The sequence below is a fragment of the Micromonospora sp. ATA51 genome (assembly GCF_016802855.1).
In the GTDB taxonomy this organism is placed as follows: Bacteria; Actinomycetota; Actinomycetes; order Mycobacteriales; family Micromonosporaceae; genus Micromonospora; species Micromonospora sicca.
The window spans coordinates 1-2,196 of the sequence record NZ_JAEVHJ010000577.1 but is presented as its reverse complement, the minus strand read 5'-3'; the positions used below and the strand labels follow the sequence as shown (position 1 = coordinate 2,196).

The 2,196-nt window shown below is 77.3% G+C and carries 2 protein-coding genes; both read left to right on the top strand.

The window, feature by feature from the left end; translation table 11 throughout:
* The first annotated feature begins 87 nt into the window (after positions 1–87).
* On the top strand, positions 88–972 hold the full coding sequence (locus JNW87_RS37925) for a hypothetical protein (protein WP_238455390.1): 885 nt from the start codon (positions 88–90) through the stop codon (positions 970–972).
* Positions 870–2,036, top strand: a complete 1,167-nt coding sequence (locus JNW87_RS37920; RefSeq protein WP_238455389.1) for a hypothetical protein — start codon at positions 870–872, stop codon at positions 2,034–2,036. Before JNW87_RS37925 ends, JNW87_RS37920 begins: the two co-directional genes overlap by 103 nt.
* Positions 2,037–2,196: the final 160 nt, after the last annotated feature.

Sequence of the window (2,196 nt, the reverse complement as noted above, 5' to 3'; positions counted from 1 at the left end):
CGCCGACGGCGCCAGCCCGGTGCCCGCGGCGCGGGTCCCGGCCGGCGGCGCCGTGCTGGACGCCCTGGTCAGCGACGGGCGCCCAGGGTGGGCGACCTGACCCGGGCGGTCATCGAGCAGGCGGCCGCGAACCCGTGGTGGAAGACCGGCGCCACGAGCCTGCGGGCCGCCGCCGGACCGACCGCCGCGCTGGCCGCCGACGACCCGGTGACCCGCGTGGTCACCAACGGCGGTGACCTGCTCAACGGGGACCGGTTCTTCGTCGGCGCGGCCGACGGCCGGCTGTTCGAGCGACGCCGCCTCGGCGGCGTCTGGGTCTGGCGGGACCACGGCACCCCGCCGAACACGGCCGTGGCGACCTCCGGCGCCGTCGTGCCACCCGACCGGGTGTACGTCCGCACCCGGGACAGCCGGCTCTTCGAGCGGCGCTGGGACGGCGACCGGTGGGTGTGGAACGACTGCGGCGCACCACCGACCGGCGTGCACAGCCGGCCGGTGGTCGGGAACGGCCTGATCCACCTGCTCGGCGGCGACGGCGCGCTGTGGCGCTCCGACCCGGGCACCCGGGGCTGGACGTCGCTGGGCGCGCCGGCGCTCGGCGCCTCGGAACGGCTGTGGGGATCGCCGCGGCCGTCCCTGCTCGGCGTCCTGGTCGCCACCACCGGCAACCGCCTGTTCGGCCACGACGGGCAGTGGCGGCAGATCGGCAGCGGGTCGCCCCCGGTCTGGGGTTCCCCCGCCGCCCAGCACCCGTACCAGGATCCGGCGGGCCGGGTCGGCATCTCGTACGTCACGCCCGACGGGCGGCTGGTGTCGCTGTTCGGCGACGGCTCGACGTACCTGCACGACCCGCGCCGGACGGCCGACGGGTGGTCTCGCTGGCGCAGGACGCCGCGCCGCTGGGCAACGAGGAGGAGCTGGCGATCGTCACCCTCGCCGCGTCCACCACCAACCCCGCCGACGTCCGGCTGATGCGGCGCTTCCAGTGGTACCACGACGTGCACGAGCGCTACTACTGGGCGTGGGACTCGGTGACCACCGCCGTCCCGGCCGGCGGGCTCGGCCAGCACCGCCCCGGCCCACTGCTCGGCGACTCCCGCGACGGGGAACTCTTCGCCGTCACCGCCGACGGGCGGCTCACCTCGTTCCGCTGGGCGTACCCGGCGATCGGCTGGATCGACCACGGCACCCCCCTCGACCCGCGCGGCGGAGGCCCGGTCGACGCGCCCGCGCCGGCGCACGTGCGGTTCGCGCCGAAGGTCGGGCTGCTCGCCTCGCTGGTCTTCACCCACACGGTCACCCAGGGCACCGGCAGCCGGGCCCGGATGCAGGTCGGGCACCACATCGGCGACGACGGGGCGGTGCGGGAGGCCGCGCTGACCCCGACCGCGGACGGGCCCGCGATCCCGGTCGTCGCCCGGGCCACCGCCACCACCCTGGGCACCGTCCTCCCCACCGGCCGCCCCACCCTGGTCACCGCCGCCCTGCTGCCGGGGACCACGGCGGGCACCTGCCGGATCGCCTACTGGGTCGGGCGGGACGCGGACGCGAACAGCGCGGCGGCCGGCGGCTGGAGCGGACCGTACGAGCTGCCCGAACCGGTCAGCGGGGACGCCACCGGGCTGGACGTGGCCCTGGCCGACCTGGACGGTGACGGCCGCCCCGAGCTGATCGTCGCGTACGCGGTGAGCCGGGCCGGCGGCACCGACAACCGGCTCCACTACCGGATCGGCTGGCGGCTGGACGACAGCGGCCGGGTCAACGACGGGTGGACCGACTCGCTGCCCACCCCGATGCAGCTGGACCGGATCGGCGCGGTGGGCGTCGAGGTGGTCGACATGACCGGCGACCAGGTGCCCGACCTGTTGGTGTTCGCCACCGGCACGCTCGGCGGGACGCCGGTGGCCCGGTACCTCACCGGGCGTGGCCTCAACCGGCGCGGCCGGGTGGTCGGCGGCTGGACCGCACCCCGGGCGGTGCCGGACGAGGCGGCGACCGCCGGCGCGGACGGGCCGGCGTGGCGGTGGCCGACGTGACCGGCACCCGCCGTCCCGACCTGGTGGTGGCCCGCCGCAACGGCGGCACCGTCACCTACCGGACCGGCTTCGACCTCGACCCGAACGGCGTCCCGGTGAGCTGGAGCGAGGCGGTGACCGCGACCGGCGGCCGGCGGGGGAGAGCAGGTGCAGCAGCACC